General features: G+C 34.3%; 25 protein-coding genes and 1 pseudogene. 25 read left to right on the top strand and 1 reads right to left on the bottom strand.

Annotated features, from left to right (window positions below; genetic code table 11):
• Positions 1-292 precede the first annotated feature (292 nt).
• From AMD00_RS14895 to AMD00_RS14770, 24 genes and pseudogenes are all read left to right on the top strand, one after another.
• Positions 293-955 (top strand): Cif family virulence factor, encoded by a 663-nt coding sequence (locus AMD00_RS14895; protein WP_053417789.1) that lies wholly within the window; start codon positions 293-295, stop codon positions 953-955.
• A 596-nt stretch (positions 956-1,551) separates the two neighbouring features.
• Positions 1,552-2,394: a DegV family protein gene (locus AMD00_RS14885; RefSeq protein WP_053417787.1), complete on the top strand. Its 843-nt coding sequence runs from the start codon at positions 1,552-1,554 to the stop codon at positions 2,392-2,394.
• Positions 2,395-2,527: 133 nt separating this feature from the next.
• On the top strand, positions 2,528-3,967 hold the full coding sequence (locus AMD00_RS14880) for a DEAD/DEAH box helicase (protein ID WP_083446242.1): 1,440 nt from the start codon (positions 2,528-2,530) through the stop codon (positions 3,965-3,967).
• Positions 3,968-4,029: 62 nt separating this feature from the next.
• On the top strand, positions 4,030-4,566 hold the full coding sequence (locus AMD00_RS14875; RefSeq protein WP_245639530.1) for a ComF family protein: 537 nt from the start codon (positions 4,030-4,032) through the stop codon (positions 4,564-4,566).
• Between the two features lie 127 nt (positions 4,567-4,693).
• Entirely contained in the window at positions 4,694-5,116 is a 423-nt protein-coding gene (locus tag AMD00_RS14870) for a TIGR03826 family flagellar region protein (RefSeq protein WP_053417785.1), read from the top strand.
• Positions 5,117-5,640: 524 nt separating this feature from the next.
• Positions 5,641-5,904, top strand: a complete 264-nt coding sequence (gene flgM / locus AMD00_RS14865; RefSeq protein WP_053417784.1) for a flagellar biosynthesis anti-sigma factor FlgM — start codon at positions 5,641-5,643, stop codon at positions 5,902-5,904.
• An 18-nt stretch (positions 5,905-5,922) separates the two neighbouring features.
• Complete coding sequence (locus AMD00_RS14860; protein WP_053417783.1) at positions 5,923-6,414, top strand: flagellar protein FlgN; 492 nt, start codon at positions 5,923-5,925, stop codon at positions 6,412-6,414.
• A gap of 22 nt (positions 6,415-6,436) precedes the next feature.
• Positions 6,437-8,086, top strand: coding sequence for a flagellar hook-associated protein FlgK (gene flgK, locus AMD00_RS14855; protein ID WP_053417782.1), 1,650 nt, complete (start codon positions 6,437-6,439; stop codon positions 8,084-8,086).
• A 12-nt stretch (positions 8,087-8,098) separates the two neighbouring features.
• Complete coding sequence (flgL, locus tag AMD00_RS14850; protein WP_053417781.1) at positions 8,099-9,016, top strand: flagellar hook-associated protein FlgL; 918 nt, start codon at positions 8,099-8,101, stop codon at positions 9,014-9,016.
• Between the two features lie 66 nt (positions 9,017-9,082).
• A complete protein-coding gene (locus AMD00_RS14845; protein ID WP_053417780.1) occupies positions 9,083-9,646 on the top strand; it encodes a DUF6470 family protein in 564 nt (187 codons plus the stop codon).
• A gap of 2 nt (positions 9,647-9,648) precedes the next feature.
• Positions 9,649-10,092: a flagellar assembly protein FliW gene (gene fliW, locus AMD00_RS14840; protein WP_053417779.1), complete on the top strand. Its 444-nt coding sequence runs from the start codon at positions 9,649-9,651 to the stop codon at positions 10,090-10,092.
• Entirely contained in the window at positions 10,092-10,316 is a 225-nt protein-coding gene (gene csrA, locus AMD00_RS14835; protein WP_053417778.1) for a carbon storage regulator CsrA, read from the top strand. The genes fliW and csrA overlap by 1 nt, the downstream gene beginning before the upstream one ends.
• Positions 10,317-10,458: 142 nt before the next feature.
• Positions 10,459-11,319, top strand: a complete 861-nt coding sequence (locus AMD00_RS14830) for a flagellin N-terminal helical domain-containing protein (RefSeq protein ID WP_053417777.1) — start codon at positions 10,459-10,461, stop codon at positions 11,317-11,319.
• Positions 11,320-11,464: 145 nt separating this feature from the next.
• Positions 11,465-13,195, top strand: a complete 1,731-nt coding sequence (locus AMD00_RS14825; protein WP_169786363.1) for a motility associated factor glycosyltransferase family protein — start codon at positions 11,465-11,467, stop codon at positions 13,193-13,195.
• Entirely contained in the window at positions 13,192-13,539 is a 348-nt protein-coding gene (locus AMD00_RS14820) for a hypothetical protein (RefSeq protein WP_053417776.1), read from the top strand. Before AMD00_RS14825 ends, AMD00_RS14820 begins: the two co-directional genes overlap by 4 nt.
• 428 nt (positions 13,540-13,967) lie before the next feature.
• A pseudogene (locus AMD00_RS24015) lies at positions 13,968-14,819 on the top strand (6-hydroxymethylpterin diphosphokinase MptE-like protein).
• Between the two features lie 124 nt (positions 14,820-14,943).
• Positions 14,944-15,921, top strand: coding sequence for a UDP-N-acetylglucosamine 4,6-dehydratase (inverting) (pseB, locus tag AMD00_RS14805; RefSeq protein ID WP_053417773.1), 978 nt, complete (start codon positions 14,944-14,946; stop codon positions 15,919-15,921).
• Positions 15,922-15,958: 37 nt separating this feature from the next.
• Positions 15,959-17,116: a UDP-4-amino-4,6-dideoxy-N-acetyl-beta-L-altrosamine transaminase gene (pseC, locus tag AMD00_RS14800; RefSeq protein ID WP_053417772.1), complete on the top strand. Its 1,158-nt coding sequence runs from the start codon at positions 15,959-15,961 to the stop codon at positions 17,114-17,116.
• The gene (locus AMD00_RS14795) at positions 17,113-17,838 is read left to right on the top strand and encodes a cytidylyltransferase domain-containing protein (protein WP_053417771.1); all 726 of its coding nucleotides are present in this window, start codon (positions 17,113-17,115) and stop codon (positions 17,836-17,838) included. The genes pseC and AMD00_RS14795 overlap by 4 nt, the downstream gene beginning before the upstream one ends.
• A 9-nt stretch (positions 17,839-17,847) precedes the next feature.
• Complete coding sequence (pseG, locus tag AMD00_RS14790; RefSeq protein WP_053417770.1) at positions 17,848-18,927, top strand: UDP-2,4-diacetamido-2,4,6-trideoxy-beta-L-altropyranose hydrolase; 1,080 nt, start codon at positions 17,848-17,850, stop codon at positions 18,925-18,927.
• Positions 18,928-19,076: 149 nt separating this feature from the next.
• On the top strand, positions 19,077-19,646 hold the full coding sequence (locus AMD00_RS14785) for a formyltransferase family protein (protein ID WP_245639529.1): 570 nt from the start codon (positions 19,077-19,079) through the stop codon (positions 19,644-19,646).
• The gene (gene pseI, locus AMD00_RS14780) at positions 19,643-20,704 is read left to right on the top strand and encodes a pseudaminic acid synthase (protein ID WP_053417768.1); all 1,062 of its coding nucleotides are present in this window, start codon (positions 19,643-19,645) and stop codon (positions 20,702-20,704) included. Before AMD00_RS14785 ends, pseI begins: the two co-directional genes overlap by 4 nt.
• 408 nt (positions 20,705-21,112) lie before the next feature.
• Positions 21,113-23,119 carry a sulfatase-like hydrolase/transferase gene (locus tag AMD00_RS14775; protein ID WP_053417767.1) on the top strand — a complete coding sequence of 669 codons (2,007 nt, stop codon included), beginning with the start codon at positions 21,113-21,115 and terminating at the stop codon, positions 23,117-23,119.
• Positions 23,120-23,149: 30 nt separating this feature from the next.
• Positions 23,150-23,812 carry a class I SAM-dependent methyltransferase gene (locus AMD00_RS14770; protein WP_053417766.1) on the top strand — a complete coding sequence of 221 codons (663 nt, stop codon included), beginning with the start codon at positions 23,150-23,152 and terminating at the stop codon, positions 23,810-23,812.
• A 184-nt stretch (positions 23,813-23,996) separates the two neighbouring features.
• On the opposite strand, the gene AMD00_RS14765 is transcribed toward AMD00_RS14770, so the two are convergent.
• Positions 23,997-24,815 carry a flagellin gene (locus AMD00_RS14765; protein ID WP_245639528.1) on the bottom strand — a complete coding sequence of 273 codons (819 nt, stop codon included), beginning with the start codon at positions 24,813-24,815 and terminating at the stop codon, positions 23,997-23,999.
• A gap of 132 nt (positions 24,816-24,947) precedes the next feature.
• On the opposite strand from AMD00_RS14765, the gene AMD00_RS14760 reads away from it, so the two are divergent.
• Positions 24,948-25,310, top strand: a complete 363-nt coding sequence (locus AMD00_RS14760) for a flagellar protein FlaG (RefSeq protein ID WP_083446239.1) — start codon at positions 24,948-24,950, stop codon at positions 25,308-25,310.
• Positions 25,311-25,314 lie beyond the last annotated feature (4 nt).

Here is a 25,314-nt window from a genome sequence, read left to right as displayed (position 1 = left end):
CTACATTCTTATAGTTTGCGATTAGCACTGCAAATTTATTTGCACGCATTCTATCATTTTGTATTTGATGGTACCAAACAAAACCCTGTTTCTCCTTGTCGAGAAGCGGGGTTTTGTGTTTTTTCTGCAACTTTCAACGTGCTACAAACGTCATCTATTTGTAAATAATTTTTTAAAAAAATGGTGTATTAATCGATAAAAAAGTTTAAGCTATAAGTTGGAACTTTGCATAAAGCTATTAATTTTTAGGTAATCTACAATTATGCTACAATATCCGCGGGAGGTTTTGGAATTGATTATAAAAAAATGGTTGCTTGTCCCAGTGTGTGCCTTGTTATTAGTGGCATGTGGCAATGATGACAGCACTACAAAAGATAATACTGGTTCAGTCAATGATGGTGAGAACGCAGCAACATCTAATGCGGTTGACCATAGTATTAAAGATAAAACTGAAGCAGAAACAAATAACGAAACCAAATCAGAAAAATCAGCAACAAAAGAAACAAAAGAAACAAAAGAAACAAAAGAAGACGATCAAGCGGTAGGATTTGCTATGCAAGATGGCAAAGTAGAGGCGGCGAAAAATGTTCCTGTTGAAGAAGAAAAAGCTCTCCTTCAAGCATTTGATGAATACATTGCTGCTTTAAATGCAGAAGACCTAGAACGCTATAGCAAAACACTTTCAAAAAATCCTAGAGGCTTCGATTTAGAAGAAGATGTGGAATATCAAAAGCTTAACTTTGAAAATTTCGATTTAAAACATACAGCAAAAGATATCCATGTAGTTCAATATGATGAAAATGAAGCGCAGCTTTTGTCTCAAGTTACTGTTGAAGTAGAATTAGAAAATGGCGAACCGTTTAAACAGGCAGCCAGAACAAACACTGTCTTTGTTAAAGAAGATGGCAAATGGCTAGTAACAAGTGTAGCTGCTATTGGTGAAAAAATGGAATAAGAAGAGTGAGGCTGGGACAAAACAACTAACCTCAACAATGAAAAGCCTCGAAAATTTTACGATTAGTAAAATCTTCGAGGCTTTGTTTTTTAGTCTACTTCGTAGCCGTTGTTCTCCGCTACGGCGGACGCTTTCCGCGGGCACGGCTCCAGCCTTCTCCCTCGCTTCGCTCAGTCCGGGTGCTTTCGCTCGTGCTGTTCCCGTAGGAGTCGCCGCCTTCGCTCCGAACAACAAATGAACACTTCTATTTTAATTAAATCTATTCATAATTTCAGGCATGAAAAAAGACATCTTCTGATAAAATTTAAGTACCCGTACAAAAATTAACACAGAAAGAAGTGTCCTTATTTTAAAGATTATTACATGAATCAACTCATTTTACCGCTAGATATAGAAGTGAAATTACAAATCGAGATTGCATCATGCAATCTCGTTTTTTTACGTGAACTGAAACTACTTATGTCCCAGCCTCTTTCTATTTTTCCGTAAATAAAAACGAATAGTAGCGAAAAGTAACATTCTTTGTAAACACATTATTTATTATTTCACTTTCTTACGATATTAATATACTATTGAAGTAGGAGCGTGAACGATTAATGACAACTGCCATCGTAACAGACAGTACAGCTTACTTAACTAAAGCCGAGCGTGAACAATATAATATTCGCATGGTTCCATTAAGTGTTGTAATTAAACATGAAACATTTGAAGAAGAAGTAAACATAACAACTACTAACTTTTATGATAAAGTACGAAATGAAAATGAGCTTCCAAAGACGTCCCAACCAGCAATTGGTACTTTTGTGACATTATTTGACGAGCTTTCAAAAGAATATGATGAAATTGTGGCTATACACTTATCAAGTGGTATTAGCGGTACATATCAAGGCGCTTTACAAGCAGGAGAAATGGTTCAAGGCATTGATGTCTATGGATTTGACAGTGAAATTTCTTGTGCTGTCCAAGGGTTCTATGTATTGAAAGCTGGAGAAATGGCCAAAGACGGTGCATCAGCGAAAGAAATTTTAGAAGCTCTTGAAGAAATGCGTGAAACAATGCGCGCTTATTTCATGGTGGACGATCTGGCTCATTTACAAAGAGGCGGTCGCTTATCAGCAGCTCAAGCTCTAATCGGTGGACTTTTACAAGTTAAGCCAATACTACATTTTGAAAACAAAGTCATCGTACCCTTCGAAAAAATTCGTACACGTAAGCGTGCCCTTAAACGAGTAGAGGATATGCTAGGTGAAGACGCAGCGAAATACGATCGACTTGATGCAGTAGTAATACACGGTAACTGTGAAGATGAAGCGAAAGAATGGATGGCAACTTTGCAAGATAAATTCCCAAATGTTAACGTCAAATTAAGCTATTTTGGACCCGTTATTGGAACGCATCTTGGTGAAGGCTCTATGGGTCTTGGTTGGGTAAAAAAATAAAGTAAATGACGAACCTCCTTACAAATGTAGGGTGGTTTTTTTGTGGAGTTGTAACTCTAAATTTTGTACTTGCCAACACATATAAATAATTGTAAAATAAATCCAAATCTAACCCCTAGTAAGGAGGCAATATTTGCGAAAACGACTATTCAAGCAACGAACCAAAACTTACCGCTATATAGGTAACTTAGAAAACCCATCCCTGCGTGATTTCCTAGCAGGACGCATTTGGCTACGTGAACATTCCCCTTTCTCAGAAGAACTTATCACCCAACACATCCAACTTGGCTATATCGCCACTCTCCCAGGTGTAAAGAAAATTTCCAAAATGAACTCTCGATTTAAGCGTATGAACTATATATGTAATCGATGTGCTAACAACAATCCAAACCTATTTGTAACTTATTATTGTGCAGCTTGTGAGCAAACTTGTGTCTATTGTAGACATTGTATCAGCATGGGGCGTGTCAGCAGTTGCTCGGATCTCATAAAATGGGTTGGACCAACACCTAGAAAAGCAGCTAATCACCTATTCTCATGGACAGGCACTTTCACACCCTATCAGCAAAAGGCTTCGAAAGAACTTATTGAAAGTATAAATGCAAATCGAGCCCATTTAATCCATGCGGTTTGCGGTGCTGGAAAGACAGAAATATTATTTCCAGCTATTTACGAATGCTTAAAAGAAGGAAAACGAATTGCGGTCGCAACGCCTCGAACCGATGTCGTATTAGAGCTAGCACCGCGTATTCAACAAGTTTTCCCCAAGACAAAAACACAAGCACTCTACGGTGGTGCAGATGTCGAAAAGAATTATGCTCCGATTATTATTGCAACGACACACCAGCTTTACCGTTTTGAGGATGCTTTTGATACGATCATTGTCGATGAAGCCGACGCATTCCCATACACGCATGATGAAACTTTACAACAAGCGGTCACCAAAGCTAAAAAAAGTGATGTGCCCATTATGTACGTGACTGCAACGCCATCTGAAAAACTAATCTATCAAATAAAAAAACTGCAAGGTGGCTATTCATTTATTCCTAGAAGATATCATGGGCATCCACTACCAGTGCCACGCTATGAATCATTGTGGCGATATACAAAACAGATTGAATCAACTAGGTTACCCAAAAAACTTGTTCAATGGACAAAAAAACAGCTCCAAGAAAATAAACCTTTTCTCATTTTCTTTCCAACTATCGCTCTAATGGAAAAGGCCATCCCGTTATTTCATCAATTGGAACCAAACATTCAAGCCGTTCATGCAGAAGATCCAAATCGCAAAGAAAAAGTATTAGAACTCCGTGCAAAAAAGGTGAGGGGACTATTAACAACAACCATTTTAGAACGAGGTATCACAATACCTAACGTACAAGTGGCGGTAGTAGGAGCAGAAAGTGGTATTTTCACTTCAAGTGCTCTCATTCAAATAGGAGGAAGAGTTGGACGTTCTTTCGACTGTCCGACAGGTGACCTGGTCTTCTTTCACCACGGTATTTCTGTGGAAATGGACCGAGCGACAAAAGAAATTAAACGTCTCAATAATACGGAGCTAACAACAATATGAATACGATTTGTTATCTATGTTCAAAACCTCTAAAAAGCCGATTAACATGGAAGCAATTAATTATGTATGAACAGCAAGCGGTCATCTGTTCTACTTGCGATAGTAAATTTGAGCTTGTTAAACCTGAGGAACAAAAGTCTCCAGATATCCAAGCATTATTTCATTACAATGAAGCAATGAAAGATTTCCTGCATCAATACAAGTTCTTTAAAGATATTGTGTTAAAAGATGTATTTAGATCCGAGATTGCCAAAGCACTAAAAAATGCTGACGCTGTTATTGTGCCAATTCCAATGCATCCAGAAAAAATAAAAACACGCACATTTGCCCATATTGATGAATTATTGAAAGCAGTTGGTATACCCTATACACATTTACTAGAGAAAATTACAATTGAATCCCAATCATCTAAATCAAAAATGGAACGTGAACAAAGCGCGCAACTATTTCAATTAAAACCGAATAGTATAATTGAAAATAGACCACATATTTTAATAGATGATATCGTGACAACTGGAACCACTTTAAAACATGCCAAAGCGATACTCATTGCGGCTGGAGCACCTTCCGTAAAAGCATTCACCTTAATTCAAGGTTAGTCATAAAGATACAAAAAATCGTACGATTCTTTACAAACTCCCTGTATTTTATAAATTTTATGTTGATTTTACCGACAATATAACTAGTATATTAAGTAGTAGAATTTAAATTCCAGGGGGTAAGAACATGGGTGAATTGCGAAGCTGTCCAAAATGTGGGGACTTTTATAACTATACTGGCATTAGAGAAGTTTGCGGAAAATGTGCGCAAGAAGAAGAGAAAATGTACGAGGATGTATACCGTTTCTTACGCAAACGCGATAATCGATCAGCTACAATCGAGCAAATTGTCGATGCTACAGGTGTAGAAGAGGACTTACTACATAAATGGGTAAGGAAAGGTCGCTTGCAACCAGCTATGTTCCCAAACCTAGGCTATCCTTGTGACAGCTGCGGAGCTCTAACGACAAAAGGCAAGCTCTGCATTAATTGCCAAACCGAACTAAAATCCGAACTCAATAAATTCGAAGCAGCACGCGAATTCAGAGAAAGCGTAGAAGAATCAGAACGAACAACATACTATGCCGACTCTAATAAGAAAAAGCAATAAAGTATAAATCTTCGCATACTTAGTATGTGGGGATTTTTTGTTTGGGGGGTTATTTTGTTTTTGGGTGAGGGAGCTTGTGAGTAGTGCTAAAGCGAGTGAGTAGCGCCAAAGCGGGGGAGAGTAGAGAGCGAGTAGTGCTAAAGGGGGGCGAGTAGCGCCAAAGCAGGAGTGAGTAGCGCCAAAGTGGGGTCGAGTAGCGCTAAAGAGAGTGAGAAGCGGCAAAGCGAGGGCGAGAAGCGCTAAAGCAGGAGTGAGTAACTCTAAAGTGAGAATGAGAAGCGCCAAAGCAGGAGAGAGAAGCGCCAAAGCAGCGGTAAGTAGCGCTAAACCCAAAGCCACCACCCTCATACAAACACCACCGAAAACTCCCGTCAACTACCCGCCCACAAATAAGGCATATAGCACTAGCAATTAAAAAACGGATTAGGATGTCTTTCGCTTTTATTACAAAATACTTAACATCGAAATAAACCAACCGAAATAATGAATATATAAAAGGAACGATTGAGAGGAGGCCATTCTATATGAAAATTACTAACTATGGCGTAAACGCTGTAAACCCATATAAAAACCAGCCTGTAAAATCTGATTTTGCTAATAAATCGGTAGCAAATAAGGCAGATCAGCTAGAGATTTCATCAGCTGCAAAAGATCTTCAAGGAATCGTCAGTTATGCAGATGAAAGAGCTGAACGCGTACAAGCGTTAAAAGCACAAATTCAAGAGGGCAATTATAAAGTAGACGCAAAACAAGTCGCTTCAGATTTATTGAAATATTACCGCCTATAAGCAAAAGGAGTATGAGAAATGTCCATTGAAATGATTTTATCTATTTTAGATAAATTAGAAAAAATGCATAAGAGCCTGTTAGAACTTGCATATCACAAAACGGAGTTCATCAAAACAGGAGACATGGACGGACTCGATCAATTGCTCAAGGACGAGCAATCGCACGTAGCTGCCATCACACAACTTGAGCAACAACGTCAGCAAGTGGTAACGGATTACCTTAAGGCAAAAGGAATTGCCTCTGCTGAACATGCAACTGTCGCTCAAGTAATGGAAGTAGCTGAAACGCCAATTGAACAACTTAAATTAGACGAAGCACGCAAAAAGCTACTACTCGTCATCGAAACTCTCAAGCACCAAAATGACTTAAACCAAAAAATGATTTTCCAATCACTACAATTCGTCAATATGACACTCGATATGCTGCGTCCGCAACCAGACCAAATCAACTACTCACAAACCGAAGTTCGTGGTAGCACTATAAAAACAAGCTTTGACTCACAAGCATAATAAACTAGAGGAGGAAATTTAAATGCGCTCCACATTTATGGGATTAGAAACAAGTAAACGAGGCCTATACACACAACAAAGTGGCCTATATACAACAGGTCACAATATCTCGAACGCTAATACAATTGGCTACTCGCGCCAACGCGTTAATATGCAAGCAACACTTGGTTATCCTGGTGCTGGTCTTAACGCCCCTATGACTCAAGGTCATATTGGTACGGGGGTAGAAGCTGGGTCGATTCAGCGTGTTCGTGATCAATTTGTTGATAGACAGTTTAGACAAGAGGCGACTAAATTAGGTTATTGGTCTGCAAAAACAGAAGCCATGGGTCAAATGGAAGATGTTTTAAATGAGCCTTCTGAATATGGTTTAAAGCAAGCATTTAATGACTTTTACAAGTCTATGCAAGACATTAGTACAGGATCCGAAAATGCATCAGCTCGAAAGGTTGCCCTAGAGCGTGCAGCACATTTAGCAGATTCATTTAATTACATAAATTCGCAACTAAAAGAAGTTCAAGGAAATTTAAAAAATGAATTACGCGTTGAAACGGATGCAATTAATTCAATATTACGTCAAATAGCTGAAATAAATGAGCAAATCCAAAAAGTTGAACCTAACGGATACTTACCTAATGATTTGTATGATGCACGTGATAATTTAATTGATCAGCTATCAGAATATGTTCCTATTGAAATTAGTTATACAAAATCAGGCGGTAACGCTTTAGGAATTGCTGAAGGATCAGTAGTAATAAAATTGAAAGGTACGGATTCAACACTTGTTGAAGGAAATAAAGTTGCACAATTACAAGCTCAAGGAAAAAAAGTAGATGCCGATGGTAACATAATCGGTGGTGCTAGTGCATTAACAGACGATTTAACGGAATTCCAAGCATTTACTGGTTTTGGTGTTTCAGATTTAGTTAATGTTAAAGATGCGAAAAATTTACAGCCAAATCAATTTGGTGCAAAAGCAATTGATGTAGCTCAGTTGAAAAGTGCTGGCGGGAAGATGATTTCTCTTGCCCATTCATATGGCTATCAAGATGGTACAAATACTGTACCAAAAGGTGAATATCCAAGCACTTTACAAGACATAAGTAAACTCGCTAAAGCGTTTGTAAGTGCGTTTAATCAGATTCATAAAGAAGGATATCAATTGAATAGCAATACAAAAGGTGAAGACTTCTTTGCAATTGATGCTGAAGGTAAAGTAACAGTTAAAATCACAGATCCATCACAAATTGCTGCATCTACTGCACCTGGTGAAGAGGGGAACGGTAAATTAGCTATTATTTTATCAAATTTGCAAACAACTTCTTTATCAAACGGTAAAGAAATTGACTTAGGTAATGGAACAAAAGTTACATTGACCTTCACAAAAGATTTAGATGACTTAGAAGGTGCTACAACTCAATCATTCTACCAGGGCCTAATAGGTAAAATAGGAGTAAATGCTAGAGAAGCAGAGAATTCGACAGTTAGCTCAGCAACAAATCAACTAAGCATTAGCAATCGTCGTGCTTCAGTAAGTTCAGTATCTTTGGATGAAGAAATGACAAATATGATCATGTTCCAACAAGCGTACAATGCTTCGGCACGTATGGTAACAGTAGTAGACGAAACATTAGATAAAATAATTAACGGTATGGGCCGTGTAGGGATATAGGAGGCTAATTAAATGCGTATAACACAATCAATGATGTCAAGCAATATGTTACGTAATTTGAGTAACAGTTATAATAAGATGGGCAAATTACAACAACAAATTTCTTCTGGTTCTAAGCTTACACGACCATCTGATGATCCAGTAGCAGCTATTAAAGGGATGGGTTATAGAACAGACTTATCAAAAGTATCTCAATTTACTCGTAATATGAATGAAGTTAACAGCTGGTTGGACTCGACAGATGAATCACTTAGTCAAGTGGGTGAAGCTTTAAAACGTGTACAAGAGCTAGTAACTCAAGCTGCCACTGATACACATACGGATGAGGATCGTCAAAAGATTAAAACTGAAATTGATCAAATACGTCAACAAATCCGTGATGTAGCGAACACACAAAGTGGAGAAAAATATATCTTTAGTGGTACAAAAACTTTAGAGCCTTTATTTTCAGATGCATCTGCGAATGCTGGTGCAACCGATCCACTTCCAACTCTTAATGGGAATAATGAGTCCGTTGATATTGAAGTGTACAACGGTGTGAAATTGGGAGTTAATATAAATGGTAAAGAACTTTTTGCAAATATTGATAAATTAATGCAAGACGTTCAAGTTGCATTAAACGACACAGATGCACTTAATGCTGGTACTACATCTGGTACAGCTATTGGGAACTTATTAGGTGATATTAGTAAGGGTCAAAATTCAATATTGGAATCCCTTGCTCAAGTTGGTGCAAAACAGAACCGTGTAGACATGATGACAGATCGCCTTTCTGCACAAGAATTAAATGTTACAAAACAATTATCTAAAAACGAAGATGTGGATTATGAAAAAGCTATTACACAATTAATAACAGAAGAGTCTATTCACCGCGCATCATTATCAGTAGGTGGTCGTATCATTCAGCCAACTTTAGTAGATTTTCTATAATTAATACTTAGCCAAAAGGCTCTCGCTACTTAGAGCGGGAGCCTTTTTCAAAGGAGTGAGATTACTATGAAACTGGATCAAATTCAAATTCGTACAATAGATGCTAAAGTAGGACTTAACATTATTGATTCTAATCAAATTATTAGGCAACCACGAGCGCAACAACAAATCGAACAGCCTGCAGCTATTTTACAAATAGATTCAGAACCAGCTAAACTACTTGTCGATTCATCTAGAGCATATCGTGATTTGGGGTTATATACAAATCGTGAATCTATTGAAAAATTTGCAAGTGATGGAAGACAAAAGGGCTTAGAAGGTATTGGCAGAAGAGCGAGTCAAGGACGCCAAATGATGAATATAGGTAAAGGAAAAAGTAGTGTTATACCTGATATTGCTAAAAATATAGCAAATCCTCCAGCTAAGGACATCGGAATCACATGGAAACCATCAGTAGGATCTGTGAAAATAAAATACGTTCCTGATCACCTTAATATCAACATTACTCGTCAAGACCCAAGAATAGATGTCCAGATAGGCAAAGTAGTTCATGATTACACACCAGGTGATGTAACTGGCACTATGCTACAATACCCATCAGTAGAAACTACAGTTATTAAAGGAGAATAAAGATGAAAATCGAAACAAAATTTTTAGGCTCTGTTGAAATTGAAGAAGAAAGTATACTTACATTTGAAGAGGGGATTCCTGGGTTTGAGAAATCTACAAAATTTGTCTTATTACCATTAGAAAAAGAATCGCCGTTCGTTATATTACAATCAATCCAACAAGTTGAAGTTGGATTCGTGGTTGCTTTCCCCTTCTTATTTAAAAAAGATTATGCATTTGATATATCAAAATCAGATAAAAAAGCAATACAAGTTAAATCAGAAACTGATATTATTACATACTCGATTGTGACATTAAAAGATCCATTTGAGGATTCAACATTAAATCTATTAGCACCAGTCCTTATTAACATCAAGGAGAAACTAGGAAAACAAATTGTCCTCAATGACAACGAGAAATACGCGCTACGCTATCCAATTGGCGAATTGGAAGGAAGTGTGAAATAATGCTAGTCCTAACTCGTAAAAAGGGAGAATCTATTATGATTGGTGACCAGATTGAGCTAAAGGTACTTTCAGTAGATGGTGATCAAGTCAAGCTAGGAATCGTTGCCCCGAAATCGGTGAAAGTGCACCGCTCAGAGGTTTATCAAGCCATTCAAGAGCAAAATAAAGAAGCGCTGAATATTCCACAATCATTATTAGAACAGCTCTCAAAAAAAACTTTTTAAAAAATCTAAAAAACTATTAAACATTTCTATAAAGGTACGATATAAGTATTGTAAGGCAGAAGGTAAGTGGAAACGAACCATCAGTCGAACACAGTCCACATGGATGTGGAACTAAAAAACAATTTCAAGGAGGAATCTCACAATGAGAATTCAACACAACATTTCAGCTTTAAACACACATCGTAACTTAGGTTTCAACAACGCACAATCATCTAAAAACTTAGAAAAATTATCTTCAGGTTTCAAAATCAACCGCGCTGGTGACGATGCTGCTGGTCTTGCTATCTCTGAAAAAATGCGTGGACAAATCCGCGGTCTTGATATGGCAACTAAAAATGCTCAAGATTCAATCTCTCTAATCCAAACTGCTGAGGGTGCTCTTAATGAAACTCACGCTATCCTACAACGTATGCGCGAATTATCAGTACAATCTGCGAACGATACTAACGTAGGTACAGACCGTGATGCTCTTCAACAAGAAATTACTGCTCTTCAATCAGAAATTACACGTATCTCAACTGATACTGAATTCAATACTCAAAAATTATTAAATGGTACATTCGGAACAGCTGGAACACCTGCAGCATCTGGTGTATCAGCAGTTGCAGCGCAAGGTAAAGTATTCCATATCGGTGCTAACCAAGGTCAAAATATTGAGTTAAGCATCGGTGATATGGGAGCTTCAGCAATTGGCATTAAAAATGTAAATATTAATACACAATCTGGTGCTGATAAAGCAATTACTACTATTGAATCTGCTCTAACTCAAGTTTCTAAACAACGTTCTGCACTAGGTGCTGTTCAAAACCGTCTAGAGCACACTATCAACAACTTAGGTGCAACTTCTGAAAACTTATCTGCTGCTGAATCTCGTATTCGTGATACAGATATGGCGAAAGAAATGATGGAATTCACTAAAAACAACATCTTAACTCAAGCTGCACAATCTATGTTAGCTCAAGCTAACCAACAACCACAAGGCGTTCTTCAATTATTACAATAATTGAGTAACATCTGAAATTAAAACCTCGTTTCTCTTTTACAGAGAACGGGGTTCTTTTGTTTATTCAAAAAATAAATAAATTACAGCCATATTTACATCTTAAAATTAGTTAGAAATTGACGATATGATTGTTGAGGTGGAGAATATGGAACGGACATATAAAATTGAAGAAATAGAAGCAAAAACAGGTCATGCTGTTATAAAAATAGACGGTTATCTTTTACATAGTAAATACAATCCCATTATTGAAGCGCAGAAATATGCTAAAGAACATTATACAATGCACCATTCGCATATAGTATTCGGATATGGTAGTGGTTATTTAATAGATGCACTTTTTGAACAATTAAAATACGGAGAAAAAATATTAATTATAGATCCATTAATCGAGCAAGGAATTATTAAAATCCATGAACGACACAACAAAGAACCTTTCTATTACTGGAATTCAACTAAAGTTGATCCACTTGGTATGTATATATCAGGGATAGCTACTTCTAAAGAATCAAAATTAAAAGTAATTTGTTCATATAATTACGATAAATTATTTCCTAATAACCTAAAATTAACTTTACAATTAATAAAGGACTATCAAGAAAAGAGCATTATTAATGAAAATACAATATTACTATTCGCTAAAAAATGGCAGAAAAATTTAGCGGAAAATACTATTTCCTTGGTGAATGATTATAGTTTAGAAATGATTAAAGGAAAATATAGTAAACCAGTTATAATAGCTTCAGGAGGGCCTTCACTAACCAAACAACTCCCGCTATTAAAAAAAATAAGAAAAAATGCCATCGTTATAGCTGCTGGTTCAACCATTAACTCTTTAATGGCAGCAAATATTGAACCTGATTTTGTTGTTTCCATTGATGGAGGAGAACCAAACTATCGTCATTTTAAGGACTTGGAGTTTAGACATGCAAGATTAATCTATTGTCCATTTAACCATCCAAAAATTCGATATTCCTTTAAGAAAAAAGCTTTCGCATTTATAACAAATCAAGAAGATGAAACTATAGCCTATTTTAATCGTAAGTTTAATTGTCATTTCCCGAAGATAGTTGGTGGTGGTTCAGTAGCCCATTATTCATTAAGTATCGCACAATATATTTCATCAGGTCCAATAGCAATGATTGGACAAGATTTAGCTTATACAGATAATAAGACACATGCATCCAATAATAAACACGAGAAAAAAATTACTGAGCAAGATATTGAAGAGCGTTCAATAATTAAAGCAGATGGATACTTTGGTGATAAAGTATCTACATCAAAAGTTTTATACTCTATGAAAACTACTTTTGAAGAAATGGAAAAGTTATATCCTGCAAAGAACCCAGTGTATAATTGTACAGAAGGTGGGTTGAAAATTAATGGGTATGAACAATTATCATTCCAAGAATTTTATGAAAAATATGCGAATGTGCAAAATGTTCAAGAAAAATTTGGTGTAGAAACCCTAAAAAAGGAAGAAATAGATACTCATATTTTTAATGAAATATTTGAAGATGAACTGACTATTTATAACAAAATTATAAGTAATCTATCAGAAGCTTTATTAATTTTAAAAAAGAATAAGCTAAAAATAGGGTTTGATAAAAAAGTATCTAAAAAACTAGATGTGATTGATGGAAAATTAGCGGAGTTATACCCAGATATACAAATGCAATTTATTGTTGGACCTATTGTATTAGAATCTAGACAATCTTTTTTGGAAAAAGAAAACGAGACAGCTGTAGAAACTTATCAACGTGTATATAGTCAAACTAAAACATTGTATGAAAACCTTTTAGAAGTAACGATAGAGTCAAGAGAAAATATAAATGCGACATTGAAAAAACTAAAAAGCGAGGAGAATTATTCAAAATGACAGAATACGTAGAAGATGTAATAGAAAGTTATAATAGTTATATAGAGGGGATTGGCAAAGGGAGTTTGTTAGTAGCTAAAATGCTAAAAGAAGATCGTACTTTAGAAGCATTTCAAATGATTACCGATTTTTCTGAAGGAGTTACTTGGTTAATCCAAGCTGCAAATTTACTTCGAAAAAACAATGTGCGTGTTGAGCTAGAGATTGCCAAAATGAATGAATTTTTATCAGAAATTAATAGTGGATTAGAAATTCAAGATTATGTATTAGTGGCTGATTTGTTTGAATATGAAATTACTCCATTTTTCGAAGAGTATAGACCAATAGAGAAATCAAAAGCTTAATGAATTGGGTCGTAGAACGAGCGAAGAATAATGTAAATACTATGCAACTGAATGGCATTTACTTGTATAGTAAATATAGACCTAAACAAGAGGTAGACAACTATATAAGAAAGGAAGTAAATGCTCAAACGTGAAATTTTATATTAGTTGGATTAGGGCTAGGTTATCATGCAGAAGCACTATTAATCCAAAGTAAAGAAACTACTATTTATATTGTGATAGCCGATGAAAAAGAATTAGACTTTTGTCATCAATATGGATCATCACATATATTAAAAAATGAGCGTATTCATATTGTTACAAGTAATAAGGGTTTGAAAAGTTTACAGATAGACCAGTTGCAAGTAATTATTCCATTACAATGGTTAAAGGCAATAGGAACCAAACATCCACTGTCGGCTCTGTTAGAAGATATTAAAATTAGGCAAATGTCCTATCGATCCTTTAGTGAAATAATGCAGGAGAATTTTATCGAAAATATTTCTAAAAATCATGCGGATATTGGATTACTTAAAGGAATTGCAAAGGGTTATAAAGGGGCTTTGGTCTCTTCGGGCCCTTCATTAAATGAAACCATTCATTCGTTAAAAAAGGTTAAAGATAACTTTTTTATATTAGCAGTAGTCTCTACTTTGAAAAACCTTATGTGAGAGGGTATTATAAATTATACCTGATGCGGTAATTATTAGTGATCCGTAAGATGCTGTTATTGAACAGATAGAGGGATCTAGCTTTAATGGTATTCTATTCTATTTTATTTAAGTACTGCAAATAAAAAATCAGTCGATATTCACAAGGGTCAAAAGGTAGTTTTGTATCAAGATGGATACCCATTAGCTATTAAAGAAGCAAAAAATAGAAGATTACCATTACTTGATACGGGTGGATCAGTAGCAACTCTAGGGCTTTCTTTGATGGTGTATTTTAATTTTGATTCGTATTATTTATTTGGTCAGGATTTGGGGTTCAGTGGTGAGCATACTCATGCTGAATATTCTACTTCAGGAATAGACGTGAAAAATAATCAGATCCTTAATAAAATTCTTGCAAATAATGGTGAATATATTTATTCGACGCCTAATCTACTAACATACCATAGATGGTTTGAGAGGAAAATTTCTTCTTACAATATAGAAATATATAATACAGCGTATTCGGGGGCTAGAATAATAGGAGTCTCATATATAGGTGAAAATGAATTATTCGAAAAATTCGATAATTTAAAAGTATGTAATTTGAGAAATCAACTGAAAAAATATATGACTCCCGTTTCTAAATAGAAGCGGGTTTTTCTTTATAATTTTTTGATATTGCCGATATAAAGTGTAGTATATATTGTTTTTTAAAAGTGATATAGTAAATAGTAACTATACATATAAAATGAAACGGGATAGGTGACACAACATGAATCAAAACCCACTACAAGGTAAAACTGTACTCGTGACAGGTGGAACAGGCTCTTTTGGTAAGAAATTTATTAAAAGTGCTTTAGCACTAGATGTCAAAAAAATAATAGTTTTCAGCCGTGACGAGTTGAAACAATATGAAATGGCACAAGAATTTACAGATTCACGTATTCGCTTCTTTATCGGTGATGTACGAGATAAAGATCGTTTGTATCGTGCTTTTGACGGTGTTGATATCGTTATTCATGCAGCGGCATTAAAACATGTAGGTGCATGTGAATATAATCCATTTGAAGCAATTAAAACAAATATCCATGGTGCACAAAATATTATCGAAGCAGCTATTGATAAAGGTGTTGATAAAGTAATCGCATTATCGACAGATAAAGCATGTAGTCCTGTTAATTTATATGGTGCGACAAAATTAGCTTCCGATAAATTATTTATTGCAGCTAACGCTTATGTGGGTGAAAAACATACAAAATTCTCTGTAGTTCGTTATGGTAACGTAGTAGGGAGTCGAGGAAGTGTTGTACCTTTCTTCAAAAAAATCCGTGAAACAGGTGTATTACCAGTTACAGATGAACGTATGACACGTTTCTGGATTACATTGGATAAAGGTGTTCAATTTGTTATTGATAATTTAACACGTATGCATGGTGGAGAATTATTTATTCCTAAAATTCCAAGTATGAAAGTAACTGATTTAGCGAAGGCAATTGGACCAGAATGTGAGATTAAATACATAGGTATTCGTCCAGGTGAAAAACTACATGAAGCGATGATTACAGAAGATGATGCTAGACATACAATAGAGTTTGATGACTATTATGTCATCCAACCCGAGTTTTCTTGGTGGTCAAAAGAGTTTTCTGAAGGAAGAAAAACTTTAGATGAAAGCTTCAGTTATACTAGTGATAATAATACAGAATGGCTATCTGTTGAACAATTGAGAGATTTAGTGGAGGTAATGTAGTCATTGATTACATTTTTTCTTTAAGGAGATATATAAGATGAGAGATACATATTTACCATACGGTAAGCAGATGTTAGATGATGCAGATATTGAAGCTGTGGTTAAAGTACTAAAAGGTGATTACTTAACAACTGGTCCAATGATTAATAAATTTGAGGAACGAATTGCTGAATATGTTGGAGCTAAATATGCTGTAGCTTTTACAAATGGAACTGCTGCATTACATGGTGCTTGTTTTGCTGCTGGAATTGGTGAAGGTGATGAAGTTATTACAAGTCCTATTACCTTTGCTGCGAGTGCTAACTGTGTCCTATATCAAGGTGGTACAGTTGTGTTTGCAGATATAGATCAACAATCATATAATATCGATCCACTAGAGATTCAGAAAAAAATTACGCCTAACACGAAAGCAATTATTCCTGTTCATTTCACAGGTCAACCGGTTTATCTTGATGCAATTCATAAATTAGCCAAAGAACATAATCTTGTCATCATTGAAGATGCAGCACATGCTCTGGGTGCTACTTATAAAGGTAAGAAAATTGGGGCTTTAAGCGATATGACGATGTTCAGCTTCCATCCTGTTAAGCATATTACGACAGGTGAAGGCGGAATAATTACGACGAATAGCAAAGAATATTATGAAAAGCTTATGCAATTTCGCTCACACGGGATTACGCGTAATCCGGAGCTATTAACTGAAAATCATGGCCCTTGGTACTATGAAATGCAATTTCTGGGCTATAACTACCGCATGACAGATATACAAGCAGCATTAGGCTACAGTCAATTAGAGAAATTAGATGGCTTTGTTCAAAGACGTAAAGAAATAGTTGCGAATTATAATGAAGTATTTAGAGATATATTAGAGGTGCAGACTCCGTATCAACACCCAGATACAGACTCTAGCTGGCATTTGTATATTTTAAAATTGAATCTGGATACTTTAGCTGTCTCTCGAAAAGTAGTTTTTGAAGAGTTACACAAGCTGAATATTGGTGTTAATGTACATTATATACCTGTTCATACGCTGTCATATTATCAAGAATTAGATTATAAGAAGGGCTCTTTACCAAAATCGGAGCAACTGTATGAAGAAATTATTTCATTACCTTTATTTCCATTAATGCAAGAACAGGATATACAGGATGTAATTGATGCAGTGAAATCCGTAATAAAGAAGGTAAGAAAATGACTGTAACAGCTATAATTCAAGCTAGAATGGGCTCAACACGTTTACCGGGTAAAATTCTAAAAGAGGTAAATGGCAAGCCGTTGTTAGCCTACCAATTAGAAAGAATAGCTCGTGCCAAGTATGTTGATAAGGTTGTGATTGCCACAACAGTAAATCAAAAAGATGATGTGATTGTGGAATTCTGTGATAACAATGATGTGGAGTATTATCGAGGATCGGAGAATGATGTACTGTCACGATATTATGAAGCAGCTGAACTTTATGAAGGTGATAGTATTGTTCGTTTAACTTCTGATTGTCCCATAATTGATCCTGTTATCTTAGATAAGACAATAAAATATTATGACGATAATGATTATGACTATGTATCCAATACAATTGAGAGAACATATCCTAGAGGTTTGGATACCGAGGTTTTTTCTAGAGCAGCTTTGGAGAAGGCCTACAAAGAGGCAACTTTATTAAGAGATAAAGAACATGTCACAGCTTATATGTATTCAAATCCTAAAAACTTCAAGTTAGGGTATATTACGAATGAGCAAGATTATAGTGAATATAGATGGACTGTTGATACAACAGAAGATTTTGAATTGATAGAGCTTATATTAAAAAAATTATATCAAGAAAATAACATGTTTTATATGAACGATGTAATCGAATTATTAAAACAAAATCCAGAATGGGTTGCAATAAATGCCCATATTGAACAAAAGAAATTGTAAGGTGGTCATATGCAAGTATTTATTAGAACAGACGCATCTATTCAAATTGGCTCTGGGCATGTTATGAGATGTTTAACATTGGCGAATCAGTTAAAGCAAAAAAATGTTTCGATAAAATTTATTTGTCGTGAGTTAAAAGGCAATATGATTGAATATATCCGTCAACAAGGTTTTGAAGTCTATACACTTAAAGGAATTGATGTAGTATCTCACTGGGATTGGACAACAGAGCATTGGCTAGAAGATGCCCAAGGCACAAATGATTTTTTGCAAAATGAAAATCAGCTTATAAATTTACTTATTGTTGATCACTATTCACTTGATATGAAATGGGAGGAAAAGATTCGACCATTTGTAAGGGAAATAATGGTCATTGATGATTTGGCTGATAGAAATCATGATTGTGATTTATTGTTGGATCAAAATTATTACGTAAATATGGAAAGTCGCTATAAGGATTTAGTTTCTGAAAAATGTATGCAATTTTTAGGTCCTAACTTTGCATTACTTCGTGATGAGTTTTTAGTTATTGATCCGACTACCATTTTGAGAGACGGCGAGATACATAATATATTTATTTTCTTTGGTGGAACCGACTCCTCGGGTGAAACATTAAAAGCACTTTATGCTATTGAGAGACTATTACATGATGATTTAAAAGTAAATGTAGTTGTAGGGGCATCTAATCCATATAAATCAAAAATTAAAGAATTCTGTGATGGTTACAAGAATATTCAGTTACATTGTCAAATTGATTATATGGCAAATTTAATGTTAGAGGCAGATATTGCAATTGGTGCTGGAGGATCAGCTTCATGGGAAAGAATCTACGTGAAATTACCATCTATTGTTGAAATTGTCGCAGATAATCAAAAAGAATTAACTGAAGCTTTGGAAACTACTAATGCGATTTATTCATTGGGAAAGTATTCAGATGTTAAGGAACATGATATTTATCACCAGTTAAAATTATTACTGATCAATCCTAAGAAAGTTAAAAAAATGGTTGAACAATGTAATTATGTAATGGATTCATCTGTATTACGTGAGAAGAAGTTAGCATCTCAAATACTGAAGGCAATATTTTGAACTCAAAAAATAATGCTTATATAAAAGATATATAGCAGTTGACGTGCTATTAATATTAAATGTGAAATCAGGAATAGATAGGAATTGTTGAAAGCCGGAAATATCAAAAGTTGCATTTGAAAATGCGATTATCAAGATCTAGAGGTGTCATGGTGAAAATTTTATATTTAGGACCTGAATGTATACGCATATTAGAGCATTTGCAAAGTTTTGGGGATGGAGTGTATAGAACTGAAGGGAAATTGACCATTCCCGAATTTATAGAATCTAACTATGATTTTATTATTAGCTATGGTTATAGATATATAATCCCGAGCTCTGTTACAGATCACTACGATAAAAGAATCTTAAATTTACATATATCTTATCTTCCGTGGAATAGAGGTGCAGATCCGAATTTTTGGAGTATTATTGAAGATACTCCAAAGGGGGTTACCATTCACTTTGTAGATGAAGGGTTAGATACTGGAGATATAATAATTCAAAAAAAGATTGAATTAGAGGAAACAGATACTCTACGTACTTCCTATAAAAAATTATCCGATGCTATTGAAAATTTATTTTTAAGCAATTGGAATAAAATAAGAACTGGGGAAGTTATTCCTAAAAAACAAATAGGTGAAGGATCTTTTCATTATTCGAAAAATAAAGAGACCTATGAATATCTTTTGAGTAATGGATGGGATACTTTAATTAGTGAGTTGGAGAGAAGACGATGAAGGACATTAAAATTTTAAATAAAAGTATAGGTTTCAGCAATAAGCCTTTTATTATTGCTGAAATGTCGGGAAATCATAACCAATCGTTAGAAAGAGCTTTAGAAATTGTTGAAGCAGCCGCTAGAGCGGGTGCAGATGCTTTGAAAATACAAACATATACAGCAGATACATTGACATTAAATCTAGATACCCCCGATTTCGTTATCTCTGATCCAGAGAGTTTATGGGGAAATCGAAGTTTATATGATTTATATAATGAAGCTTATACACCTTGGGAATGGCACAAACCCATCTTTGATCGTGCAAAAGAACTAGGAATGATTGCATTTAGTACCCCTTTCGATGATACAGCTGTAGATTTTTTAGAAGAGCTAGATGTCCCACTTTATAAAATTGCATCTTTTGAAAATACGGATTTACCATTAATTAAAAAGGTTGCGTCTACTGGTAAACCAATGATTGTATCTACTGGAATGGCGACGGTAGCTGAATTAGATGACCTAGTACGTACTGCAAAAGAAGCGGGCTGTAATGATTTAATCTTATTAAAATGTACAAGTACATATCCAGCAACTCCTGAAAATACGAATATCTCGACAATCCCTCATATGCGAGAGTTATTTAATGTGCAGGTAGGGTTATCCGACCATACAATGGGGACAGGTGTAGCAGTTGCAAGCGTTGCCTTTGGCGCAACAGTAATTGAAAAGCACTTCACATTATCTCGAGAAGATGGTGGAGTCGATTCAGTATTTTCAATGGAACCAGAGGAAATGAGAGCACTTGTCGTTGAGACAGAACGTGCATGGCAAGCAGTAGGTAACATAACTTATGGTCCCACACAAAAGGAAAAAGCATCTCTCAAATTCCGTCGTTCTATTTATGTTTCTAAAGATATTAAAGCTGGGGAGAAGTTCACAACTAAGAATATTAAAATTGTTCGCCCGGGATATGGTTTAGAACCGAAGTATTTTGATAGAATTTTAGGCAAAGTAGCTACAAAGGAATTTAAAAAGGGTACGCCGGTTACCTTTGAACATATATTTAATGATAGATAATAGCATATTTCAAAAAAATTCATGTCAATGGTAATTAAAAAATAAAAAATTAATTTCTGAATTTTAGAAAGTACTAACCTTCAAGGTGTCATAGATTTATATGGAAAAATCGTATTGATTCTCTAAATAGATAAGAAGTTAGTTATAAAATACTCGAATTATAGCAAATAATAAAGTATTAAATGAATACGTTTAAAGAGTTGGCTATTCGTAAAGCTCAGGCTATAGTACACGAAGCAATGAAGTTATAAATTTGTATGTAATGAATAATTGTTATCTTTTTTAGCAATAATTTTATTTGAATAATGATAGTGGCCTATGTTTACAGAACTATATTTTCTAGCTGAAAATTTTAAAAATTGTAAGTGAGGGCTGATATTAAAATAGTAGTGTAAAGGAAGATAAATAATGATTAAAGAAAAATTAAATAGAATAGAGGGCTTATATGAGAAATATAAATCGGCTCTTGAAAATAATTTAGACTTGGCTATGAATATAACTAGGATCTATGGTGAAAATGTTAAAGATGCAAGATATTTTAGTATGTTGGCAACAATATATTATATGAAGGGAAGTGTCGATAAAGGAATCTCCACAATTAAGGAAGGTTTAGGAACTAACCCTTTTAATGTTGACTTACATATGAATATTGCTTTTTTATATGAAATGGCCCAAAACTATACAAGTGCATTGGAACATTATATGATTTCATCTGAATATTCAGGAAATAAAAATGATAATGAGATTAATGAAAATATCTATAGATTATTAAGAGAAGTATCTATAATTTTGAATGAAAATGAACTATATAATAAACTCCAATTTAAAGTAAAAAAAGCCGACGGTAGGAATTATCCACTAGACGAAAATGGAGAAAGTTTAATAAGGAAAGCATCAGAGAATAACCCTTTTTTAGTTAATTTAACTAGCCAATTTACGAATGTAAATATAGACAATGCTTCTAGATTATTTTTTAAAACGGAATTAGTATCAGGTGAAAAAATTACTTCCGAATTTAAATATACCAATAATAAGCCGTGTATAATACCGATATCATTAATTGAACTCAATACTGAAATTACTGTTATTCAAAATTCCAATACATATGAATTTAATTCTCAAACTTTAAGTATTAATAAATATGAATATTTAAAGTTTAGCCAAACAGGGACAATTATCATTAAAACGAATAACCCGATTTTTGTTGGCAAACCAATTACAGATAGTTTTAAAAATGAAAAACCAAAACTTGTAATGAAACTTTTTATTGATGGTTTATCGTATAAGTTTATTGAAAGTAAGGGCTTTAAAGAACTAATGCCAAATGCATATCAATTCTTTTCAAAAGGATTTATCTCAAAAAATTGTTTTATAAATAGTGAGTGGACTTTACCGAGCAAGGCATCTATTAATACAGGGAATTACGCATCAAGACATAAATTATTGCATCCCGAATTGGTTTATAATTTCGAAAAAAGTAATAAATTATTAGCAGAATACTTTTCTGAAGAAGGTTACTACACGGCAAGATTCGATTCGAATTGGAGAACAACTCCAAGGTTTGGGTATTATAAAGGTGTAGATAAGATAATATATCAAAATTATCTTGGAGGAATGGATTGTAAAGCAGTAATTATGGAGGCTATAGAACATATATCATCTTTCAAAAATACAAATAATTTTATTGCATTATCATTTATGGATTTACATGATGTCGCTGATGAATTCGATCAGCATCTGCATTCTTCTTTGAATACGGATATTTCAATGAAAAAGTCCAAAATTAATAAGGGTGTAACATCAGTATTAACAAATTACGATCCTGTTAAAGTATATAAATACGAAAATGAAATTAAGAGGCTAGATGTTTTTTTAGGTATCCTCCTAGATTATATTCAAAAAAATTATCATGAGGATGAGTATATAGTAATATTACATTCTGATCATGGTCAAACTTTTTTGAGTCCAGAAAATAGTCTGTATCAAGAAGAAAGAATAAAAATTCCATTTATGATGAGGGGGAAAGGTGTACCAAACATAGAAAGTGATGAATTAATTGAAAGTGTAGATATTTTGCCTGCTATTCTTACTCTAACAGGTTTTAATACACCCCAAAATATTGATGGTAAATTACCTAAGTGTTTAGGGGGGAATACAGCTAAAAAACATACATTCATGCAAATAATCCATCCTAATCAACCTTATAGAGCCATAATAACAGATCAACATCACACTTTTATATTGGAATCAATAAATAATGTTAGTAGAGATTTATCTATATTTTTGAATGATTTCACAATTTCATTAGTTAATAAAATTACTAAAAATGAAGAAAAGCAATATTTCGAAGAAAAAATAGAAGAATATGAAAATCTGATATTTGATAATATTTCTACGTTTTTGAAATGGAATTAAAGAATTTAGCATGAGATGGGGACGTAATGAATGGGAAAAATTATAGAATTTACAGGAGAAAAAGAGAATCAAACATATTGGAATCAATTTTATAAAACTGTAAAAATAGATGGAGAGTCTACTTTTTGTTCATTCGTTAAAACATATATTAATAATGAATATATAGTAGTAGATATTGGGTGTGGATCAGGAAGAGATACCAAAGCCTTTGCTATGAATGGAATTGAAGTTTTTGGAATAGACCAATCTGAAGAGGCAATAGAAACTAACACCTTACTTTCCGAAAGTGAAGAGTTAATAAACTTTATAAAAGTAGATGTCTCAAACTTTGCTGAATTAAATAGCTTCTTTGAAGGTATAAAAGAAAAGCGTAGTAATAAAAAATTATTAATATATAGTCGCTTTTTTGTACATTCTATTGAAGAATCTACACAAAAAAATTTAATGAAAGTTCTAGAATCGAGTCTATTAGGCGGAGATTATGTAGCATTAGAATTTAGAACAAAAGAAGATGAAGAACTACATAAAATATTTGATAACCATTATAGAAGATATATCGATTCTGAAAAGTTTGTTGAAGAAATTACTAATGAATACACTTTTATGGAAATTTATTATTATAAAGGGAGGGGATTATCTGTTTTCAAAGATGAAGACCCATATTTAGCAAGAATTATATTTGAAAAAAAGTGATTTAGAATTCCTCTATTTATAGATATTTTTACAACCATGGTCTATTTGCTAAATAAATGTTAATTTTAGAGGGCAAAGTTGTGGTTAGTGGTCATAGATGAATTAATAAAACATAAAATATTTAGTACCAAAGTTAGGCAAAGAATAAAAAATCCTTTAGCAAATTTTGCTAAAGGATTTTTCTTTATTTAAACAAATCCAATACTGCTTGTACATTACGATTCGTATTTTGAATCAGCAATTCGTCGCCTTTTTGAACAATGTTTTGTTTCACTAAATCCATCATCTCAAGCGCTAAGTCTGGATCGCGAATAAGTGATTCAGATTTTTGTAAGCTTTCCTCAGCACGACCAACATTTTCATGATGTGAAGATAATGCATTATAATCCGAGCCAACATTAGCTAAATCTCTTGAAATTCGTTCGAGTGCTTTGTCTATTTTTCCTATTAAAGCATCTGCGTTTTCACGGGTTTCCAAGTTTACATTTTCAAGCCCTAACGCTTTTGTACTCACATCAACTGTATCAATTGCTAATTTTTGCCCGGAATTTGAACCGACCTGGATAAATAATGGGCGAATTTCTCCTAGAATACGTTGTGTGTTGAATTCTAAGTCATCAGCTGTGTCATTGATTGATTCCATTAGTTGGTTAAGCTCTTTTTGAGCTGCACTTCTATCGTCTTCTGTAAGTGTAGCATTTGCGGCCTGAACCGCTAATTCACGGCTACGATGTAAAGCTGTATCAACACCTTGTAAACCAGAATCCGTTACTTCCAAAACAGATAGTCCATCCTGCATATTATGTTGTGCACGAGATAAGCCTTTAATCTGTGAACGCATCGTTTCTGAGATACTGAGTCCAGAAGCATTTAATGCTGCCCTAACAATTTTATCTCCACCTGATAACTTTTCAAGTGTTTTCGTGATTGAAGATTGATTCTTTTGAACACGGTTATTTGCAAAGGTCGTCCATGCCTTATCTTGTATCCTCAATCTATTCACCTCCATGTGAAATATTTGATTCAAATGTAATATCGGCAGAAACTTGTGAAATTTTTAGATTTGCTGAAAGTTTCCTAGATGTCTCCGATAATAACAGTAAGAAATATTGTGCACGTAGGAGGATTGAGTTAAATGCGAATATCGTCACAAACAGCCATGGAGAATTCAACTACTACTGTTGTACCACAAGCTAAGGCATCCGCTGTCGAAGGAAAAGACATGGAGAAAATGATAAAAGTACAACAGCATTCACAACAAGAAGAACAACCAACTAAAGAAACGTTAGAAAGAGCAGTAAATGCCCTTAATGAATTTATGGAGTTTCACAACAAAAGTTCTAAATTTGTGTTACATGATGGGCTAAATCGCTATTTTGTCCAAGTAGTAGACGCTAAAACAGATGAGGTGGTACGTGAAATCCCACCGAAAAAATTGTTAGATGCCTATTACACAATGCAAAAATATTTAGGAATGGTAGTAGATGAAACAATATAAAAAA

Origin of the sequence: Viridibacillus arvi, from assembly GCF_001274945.1 — a bacterium.
Lineage (GTDB): Bacteria > Bacillota > Bacilli > Bacillales_A > Planococcaceae > Viridibacillus > Viridibacillus arvi.
This window is presented reverse-complemented; position numbering and strand designations above follow the sequence as displayed.

What these genes read in the sequence shown, in the direction of transcription:
- pseC (WP_053417772.1), top strand. Translation starts at nt 15,959, where the DNA reads ATGAGAGATACATATTTACCATACGGTAAGCAGATGTTAGATGATGCA.
- pseI (WP_053417768.1), top strand. Translation starts at nt 19,643, where the DNA reads ATGAAGGACATTAAAATTTTAAATAAAAGTATAGGTTTCAGCAATAAG.
- AMD00_RS14845 (WP_053417780.1), top strand. Translation starts at nt 9,083, where the DNA reads ATGAAACTGGATCAAATTCAAATTCGTACAATAGATGCTAAAGTAGGA.
- AMD00_RS14795 (WP_053417771.1), top strand. Translation starts at nt 17,113, where the DNA reads ATGACTGTAACAGCTATAATTCAAGCTAGAATGGGCTCAACACGTTTA.
- AMD00_RS14875 (WP_245639530.1), top strand. Translation starts at nt 4,030, where the DNA reads ATGTATGAACAGCAAGCGGTCATCTGTTCTACTTGCGATAGTAAATTT.
- AMD00_RS14785 (WP_245639529.1), top strand. Translation starts at nt 19,077, where the DNA reads ATGGTGAAAATTTTATATTTAGGACCTGAATGTATACGCATATTAGAG.
- fliW (WP_053417779.1), top strand. Translation starts at nt 9,649, where the DNA reads ATGAAAATCGAAACAAAATTTTTAGGCTCTGTTGAAATTGAAGAAGAA.
- pseB (WP_053417773.1), top strand. Translation starts at nt 14,944, where the DNA reads ATGAATCAAAACCCACTACAAGGTAAAACTGTACTCGTGACAGGTGGA.
- AMD00_RS14775 (WP_053417767.1), top strand. Translation starts at nt 21,113, where the DNA reads ATGATTAAAGAAAAATTAAATAGAATAGAGGGCTTATATGAGAAATAT.
- AMD00_RS14820 (WP_053417776.1), top strand. Translation starts at nt 13,192, where the DNA reads ATGACAGAATACGTAGAAGATGTAATAGAAAGTTATAATAGTTATATA.
- AMD00_RS14885 (WP_053417787.1), top strand. Translation starts at nt 1,552, where the DNA reads ATGACAACTGCCATCGTAACAGACAGTACAGCTTACTTAACTAAAGCC.
- flgK (WP_053417782.1), top strand. Translation starts at nt 6,437, where the DNA reads ATGCGCTCCACATTTATGGGATTAGAAACAAGTAAACGAGGCCTATAC.
- AMD00_RS14770 (WP_053417766.1), top strand. Translation starts at nt 23,150, where the DNA reads ATGGGAAAAATTATAGAATTTACAGGAGAAAAAGAGAATCAAACATAT.
- flgL (WP_053417781.1), top strand. Translation starts at nt 8,099, where the DNA reads ATGCGTATAACACAATCAATGATGTCAAGCAATATGTTACGTAATTTG.
- flgM (WP_053417784.1), top strand. Translation starts at nt 5,641, where the DNA reads ATGAAAATTACTAACTATGGCGTAAACGCTGTAAACCCATATAAAAAC.
- AMD00_RS14830 (WP_053417777.1), top strand. Translation starts at nt 10,459, where the DNA reads ATGAGAATTCAACACAACATTTCAGCTTTAAACACACATCGTAACTTA.
- AMD00_RS14760 (WP_083446239.1), top strand. Translation starts at nt 24,948, where the DNA reads ATGCGAATATCGTCACAAACAGCCATGGAGAATTCAACTACTACTGTT.
- AMD00_RS14825 (WP_169786363.1), top strand. Translation starts at nt 11,465, where the DNA reads ATGGAACGGACATATAAAATTGAAGAAATAGAAGCAAAAACAGGTCAT.
- AMD00_RS14870 (WP_053417785.1), top strand. Translation starts at nt 4,694, where the DNA reads ATGGGTGAATTGCGAAGCTGTCCAAAATGTGGGGACTTTTATAACTAT.
- csrA (WP_053417778.1), top strand. Translation starts at nt 10,092, where the DNA reads ATGCTAGTCCTAACTCGTAAAAAGGGAGAATCTATTATGATTGGTGAC.
- AMD00_RS14860 (WP_053417783.1), top strand. Translation starts at nt 5,923, where the DNA reads ATGTCCATTGAAATGATTTTATCTATTTTAGATAAATTAGAAAAAATG.
- pseG (WP_053417770.1), top strand. Translation starts at nt 17,848, where the DNA reads ATGCAAGTATTTATTAGAACAGACGCATCTATTCAAATTGGCTCTGGG.